Consider the following 5,799-nt stretch of genomic DNA (forward strand, 5'->3'; position numbering starts at 1 on the left):
CGATGCCTTCACCTCAGGCGGCCAATCCCTGCGCCTGCCAGCGCCGGTGAACACCTCAAACCGCTGAGCCCCCCTACTCACAGGATCGTCACTAGCCGCTCTTATGCACCAAGGGGTGTCTGAGCGGTAGGCGGGAGTAGCGTAAAGCTCTGTTCTGAAGTAAGAAATTGGGTGTCTAAGCCGTCCCTGCTCCGGGACAGAAATTGCCATAGGCCACACCCGCCATGACCGACGTTACCTCAAGCTCATTTCGATTCCCAGCGGTCCAACGCAAGAAAGTCACGGCTGCCTTCGACGGCGGTCGCATCACGTCGGACGGCGGGGTTCTGCTATTGGCGCAGGCCGAGCGCGAGATGGACATCTGCAGGCAGCTGGCCACCTGCATCGCCGATCGGCGCGATCCTTCGCGGGTGGTCCACAAGCTGGATGACATCCTGCGGGCTCGGGTTCTGGCGATTGCCTGCGGCTACGAGGACGCCGACGACCTCGACGCCCTGCGTGACGATCCCGGCTTCCGCCTGGCGCTGGGCAAGCTACCGGGTTCGGGCGCGGGCCTTGCCAGCCAACCGACGATGAGCCGCTGGGAAAACGCACCCACCACGCGCGAGCTGGCCCGCATGATGGCCGCGATGGTCGACATCTACTGCGCCAGTTATCCATCCCCGCCCGAGGCGGTGACGCTGGACATCGATGACACCTGCGATGTCGTGCACGGCTACCAGCAGTTATCGTTCTGGAACGGGCATCACGGTGAGCGCTGTTTCCTGCCGATCCACGTCTACGACACGGCAACGGGGCGGCCGGTCGCCATGCTGCTGCGCACCGGCAAGACGCCGAGCGGCGCGGAGGCCGCGGGCCACATCCGTCGCCTGGTGCGGCAGATCCAGAGGCACTGGCCCACGACCCACATCACGATCCGGGGCGACGGCCACTACGGCAGACCCGAGGTCATGAACTTCTGCGAGGCACAGGGCATCGATTATGTCTTCGGCCTGCCCACCAACGCTGTGCTGCGCGCCGATCCACAGATCGTGAAGATTGCCGATGCCTGCACGGTCAAGCGGGCCGAGGAACAGCACGTAGTCCTGCGAAATTATGCCCAGACCCGCTACGGGGCGAAAAGCTGGAAATGCCAGCGCCGTGTCGTCGCCCGGATCGAGGCCAGCACGCTCGGCATGGATATCCGCTACGTCGTCACCTCGCTCGAGCAGGGCTCGGCCGAGCACATCTACGACACACTCTACTGCGCCCGCGGCCAGGCCGAAAACCTCATCAAGTTGCACAAGGCCCAGCTCGCCAGCGATCGCACGTCATGCCGATCAGCCAACGCCAATCAGATGCGGCTGATCCTGCACACCGCCGCATTCTGGCTGATGTGGCGCATCCAGCAGGTCATCCCCAAGGCAGCCCCGCTCGCCAACGCTGAGTTCGCGACCCTACGCCTGCGGCTCCTCAAAGTCGCCGCACGCGTCATCGAGACCGCCTCCCGCATCCGGGTCGCCTTCGCTTCCGCGTGTCCCGACGCCACCCTGTTCCGGATCATCGCCGCCGCCCTCAGGCCCGCCCCGACATAGCCAGTGCGGCCGTGCCGCTGAACGTCCGAGCCCCTCCATCACAACCGCAAGCCTCTCGATCCCACGCGATGAAATAGACGCAGCGGAGGCACTCGGCCTGCTCAAACGCCCGCTGCCGCCAACGATTGATCTCCCTAAGAACAACATCGTCACGAATAAGAGCGGCTAGGGATTATCATAGGAGCAGCGCCTCAATCATTGCAGGGGCGCGCAAAGTCGATGCTGTCAGCGATCAGCGCAAGGTGGGGTCAGCGCCCCGCTTACGTCTCACCGGCCTGCCCGCTGCGATTGCTGATACGCTCCGGCGCTTCGCGGCCTATGCCAGCCGCCAACAATTGGGCGGAGCCAGCGGCTACCTCATGGACCACAGCGCGTTGATATACCTAATGGGTCCAAAGGGCGATCCGATCACCTTTTTCGCCCGCGATGCAACGCCCGATTAGATCGCATCGGAGCTCGACACTTATGTCAGATGAGGCAAGGCGCTGGTCTCTGAATTGCAAATGCGCGCCAAGTGGAGATGCACGGGCATGTCGGCGCATCGCAGCGCTGTGTCACCTCGTCGAACCAAGCCCTTGAACCTATAGCTACTATAGACCCTATCTGTCTCGGCAGACACCGTCCGAGGGCGCAGATCGATACAGGAGAAGAATAATGAGTTTGAAGCTTGGCGACATCGCTCCGGATTTCGAGGCGGACACCACAGAGGGTTCGCTTCATTTCCATGACTGGCTCGGCGAAAGTTGGGCGGTGCTTTTCTCGCACCCGAAGGATTTCACGCCAGTCTGCACGACCGAGCTGGGCGAGTTTGCACGCCAGAAGCCCGAGTTCGACAAACGGGGCACCAAGCTGATCGGCCTCAGCGTCGACAAGGTCGGCGATCACCAGGGCTGGATGCAGGACATCAAGGATGTCAGCGGCCAGGACGTGAATTTCCCGATGATTGGGGATCATGACCTCAAGGTTTCGAAGCTCTACAACATGCTGCCGGCCGAGGAGACCGAGACCGAGGGCCGCACCGCCGCCACCAATGCCACCGTGCGCACGGTCTATATCATCGGCCCGGACAGGAAGATCAAAGCCATGCTCATTTATCCGATGAGTTCAGGTCGTAACCTAGCAGAAATCCTGCGGCTGCTCGACTCCATCCAGCTGACGGCGAAACACCCGGTCGCGACGCCGGTGAACTGGAATCCTGGTGGGGAGTGCATCATCGCCCCCTCGCTCGACGATGAGCAGGCGAAGGACAAATTCCCCGGAGGTTGGAAGACGGTGAAACCGTACCTGCGCACGATCCCGCAGCCGGCTGATTGAAGGCCACCATGGTCGATGAGCAGGTCAAGGCGAAAGCCAGAGATGGAGTGGCACAGATGCTGAAGACACTGATGAAATTGACGGTCGGACCTGCTCTCCTGTTGGCCCCCGGAACGGTTTCCGCTGCGGATAGGCCCCCCGGCGTCATGTACAAAAACCCCGGATGTGAATGCTGCGACGGACATGCCGAGGCGCTTCGGCGGGCAGGCATTAACCTCCGCGTGGTGGAGAGCGAGAAGCTCGCTAGCCTGAAGGAGCGCGCTGGCGTTCCTGCCGAGCTTCAAGGTTGCCATACAATCCTGATTGGCGGCTATGCGGTGGAAGGGCATGTCCCGGTCGCCGCAGTCAAACGGCTGCTGGTCCAGAAACCCGCCGTCCGGGGAATCGCCCTACCTGGCATGCCAGCCGGATCGCCCGGCATGGGCGGCGCCAACGCCGCCCCGTTCAAGGTGATGAGTTTCGGCGCGCAAGGCACGCAGCTCTTTGCAGTAGAGTGATGACTGTGCACCAAGTGATCGAACCCGGACCCGGTGAGGATCTGCGCTATCTCCAACGGCGAGCGGAGGAGGAACTGGAAATGGCGCAGCGATCGATCGTGCCAGAAGCAACGGCCGCCCATTACCAGCTCGCCGAGGCTTATCTCGATCGGATCGAGGCCAGGGAAGTTGCCGCAGCAAGGGGACAAAGCGCAGCCGAGCCGGCCGACCCGGAGCCCCTCCCTCCCGCGACGCTTCGAGCCGGAGCAGCCGGCCCTCCTCGCACGGAACAGGCCGGACGATGATCTTCCGACAGCTGTTCGAACCGGAGTCATCGACGTATACCTATCTGGTCGCCTGCGGCGATACGAAACGGGCCGTGCTCATCGATCCCGTACTTGAAACGGTCGAACGGGATCTCGCGGTACTGGCGGAATTAGGCTTGGAGCTCGAATTCACTCTCGAGACGCACATCCACGCCGACCATGTCACCGGCGCGTGCCGGTTGCGAAGCCTGACCGGCTGCAAAGTCGCCTATCCGGAAACAGATGGCCTTTCCTGCGCCGACATCCTCGTCAATGAGGTCAACCCGCTCCATGTCGGAGCTCTCATTCTGCAGCCGCTGTTCACGCCGGGACATACCGACGCCCATCATTCCTATCTTCTTGAGCATCCCGGCGCGCTGCAGGTTTTCACTGGCGATGCGTTGTTGATCGACGGTTGCGGACGCACGGACTTTCAGAATGGCGACGCCCCGGCGCTCTACGGCTCGGTTCACGAAAAGTTGTTCTCGCTCCCGAAAGAAACGCTCGTTTATCCGGCGCACGATTACGAGCATCGCTTTGTCAGCACCGTCGCTCAGGAACGCGAGCGCAATCCCAGGCTCGGCGGCGGAAGGACGCTAGACGAGTTCGTCGAGATCATGACCAACCTCAATCTCCCCTATCCTAAGCGTATTGACGTTGCCGTGCCTGCCAATCTTATTTGCGGCGCCTGCCCAGGGGAAGAGCGGGCGATCCCTGTCAATCCGCCAGGGCCGTCGCGCCAGGGTTGACCCAATATCATTTACCGCAGTGGGGCGGCCCGGAAAGGATGACATCGTTGACCATGTCCGAGCAGTGCGACGTTCTGATCGTAGGCGGGGGACCTGCTGGCCTCACCGCAGCCATTTACCTCTCCCGCTATCATCGCCGCGTGATCGTGATCGATGCAGGCCACAGCCGTACAAAGTGGATCCCGCTCTTGCACAACCATGCCGGATTTCCGGAGGGGATCAACGGCGAGGATCTACTAGGCCGGATGCGGGAGCAGGCCGAGCGTTTCGGCGGGACTATTGTCACGGGTCTCATTGAAGAGCTAGAAAGCGAGATATACGCCTTCGAGGCACGCGGTGTGGGTATCACTTTTACCGCTCGCGCTGTCCTTCTGGCGACAGGCGTGGAACACCGACGTCCGGCGCAGGATACGGCAACGCATCGCGACGCCCTCAACCGAGGATTGCTACACTACTGCCGCGTATGTGATGGCTACGAGGTAACCGGGCCGGCGATCGGCGCTGACCGCCACGGCGTTGCGGAAGCGCTGCTCGCTGTGATGGAATAATCCTGACACGGATGCTGCTGAGGATCGTGGCCGATTTAACGAGCGCACATTCAAAGAGGGAGACGAAAGGTAGTTGTCTTGAATGTGTGGGATCGCTAAGGACAAGCGTCATGAGCCGCCTGTTTCCCTTTGTTATCGGCGTGCTGTTTGCATCGCTTTTGGGGTTGACTTCGGCTTTCCATGTAAGTCCCGAAAGCGGGAATATGAGCCTTGTCGCCGCGTCCAGCTTAGCGCTGTCGATGGCGAGCGTGAGCAAGCCTGCGAGCGACGAGTTACCCGGAGACGCTACCGGTCAGCTCCCACATGCGCATATTGAATGCCACGGCGATCACCTGATCTTGCCTTTCAGGGCGATCATCTCGCAATTGAAGCTAGAGCACGCTTATTCGACACTTGGGCGGCGGATCAGCGAAGGCGTGACCCCCGCCCAGACATTGAGACCCCCAAAACTGTAACCTGCGGAAACAATCGAGGCTGCGTGTACGTGGAGCATGGTTACCTTAGCGGGTGGCTTCGCGACGCCATTGGCGCTTAATCTCGATTGTCGCGGCGAACCGCTGTCGATTTGCGAAAATCGGCAACCAGCTTCGCTCGCTGTCACCTAGTTCTACTTACAGTTATGGAGACCCTTGTGTCCTCTTCGAGATACTCTCTTGCATCGTTGCGCACGGATATGTCCGCATCCATCGTCGTTTCGCTCGTCGCGCTCCCGATCTGTCTAGGCGTCGCCCTTGCGTCAGAGCCTGATCCGAAATTAAGTTGAGTGGTGCCAGTGGGTTAGCTTGACGCCAGCCCAAGTCGTTGATTCAGGTGGTTTTGCGAAGACTACCGGA

Annotated in this window: 8 protein-coding genes; all 8 read left to right on the plus strand. The window is 61.1% G+C overall.

The features are described 5' to 3' along the window. The first annotated feature begins 224 nt into the window (after positions 1–224). The 8 genes from C7451_RS19360 (at position 225) to C7451_RS19395 (ending at position 5,421) form a co-directional block, all read left to right on the plus strand. The gene (locus tag C7451_RS19360; protein WP_068306123.1) at positions 225–1,574 is read left to right on the plus strand and encodes an IS1380 family transposase; all 1,350 of its coding nucleotides are present in this window, start codon (positions 225–227) and stop codon (positions 1,572–1,574) included. Between the two features lie 242 nt (positions 1,575–1,816). Next, positions 1,817–2,017 (plus strand): SCO family protein, encoded by a 201-nt coding sequence (locus C7451_RS19365; protein WP_244182040.1) that lies wholly within the window; start codon positions 1,817–1,819, stop codon positions 2,015–2,017. A 211-nt stretch (positions 2,018–2,228) separates the two neighbouring features. Further along, entirely contained in the window at positions 2,229–2,888 is a 660-nt protein-coding gene (locus C7451_RS19370) for a peroxiredoxin (protein WP_110300462.1), read from the plus strand. Further along, positions 2,885–3,385, plus strand: coding sequence for a DUF411 domain-containing protein (locus C7451_RS19375; RefSeq protein WP_244182041.1), 501 nt, complete (start codon positions 2,885–2,887; stop codon positions 3,383–3,385). The genes C7451_RS19370 and C7451_RS19375 overlap by 4 nt, the downstream gene beginning before the upstream one ends. Continuing rightward, positions 3,385–3,669 (plus strand): hypothetical protein, encoded by a 285-nt coding sequence (locus C7451_RS19380; RefSeq protein WP_066117475.1) that lies wholly within the window; start codon positions 3,385–3,387, stop codon positions 3,667–3,669. Before C7451_RS19375 ends, C7451_RS19380 begins: the two co-directional genes overlap by 1 nt. After that, the gene (locus tag C7451_RS19385; protein ID WP_060978765.1) at positions 3,666–4,418 is read left to right on the plus strand and encodes an MBL fold metallo-hydrolase; all 753 of its coding nucleotides are present in this window, start codon (positions 3,666–3,668) and stop codon (positions 4,416–4,418) included. Before C7451_RS19380 ends, C7451_RS19385 begins: the two co-directional genes overlap by 4 nt. 53 nt (positions 4,419–4,471) lie before the next feature. Beyond that, positions 4,472–4,966: an NAD(P)/FAD-dependent oxidoreductase gene (locus tag C7451_RS19390; protein WP_231727021.1), complete on the plus strand. Its 495-nt coding sequence runs from the start codon at positions 4,472–4,474 to the stop codon at positions 4,964–4,966. Positions 4,967–5,076: 110 nt separating this feature from the next. Continuing rightward, entirely contained in the window at positions 5,077–5,421 is a 345-nt protein-coding gene (locus C7451_RS19395) for a hypothetical protein (RefSeq protein ID WP_110300463.1), read from the plus strand. Positions 5,422–5,799 lie beyond the last annotated feature (378 nt).

Origin of the sequence: Blastomonas natatoria (genome assembly GCF_003201955.1) — a bacterium.
Taxonomy (GTDB): domain Bacteria; phylum Pseudomonadota; class Alphaproteobacteria; order Sphingomonadales; family Sphingomonadaceae; genus Blastomonas; species Blastomonas natatoria.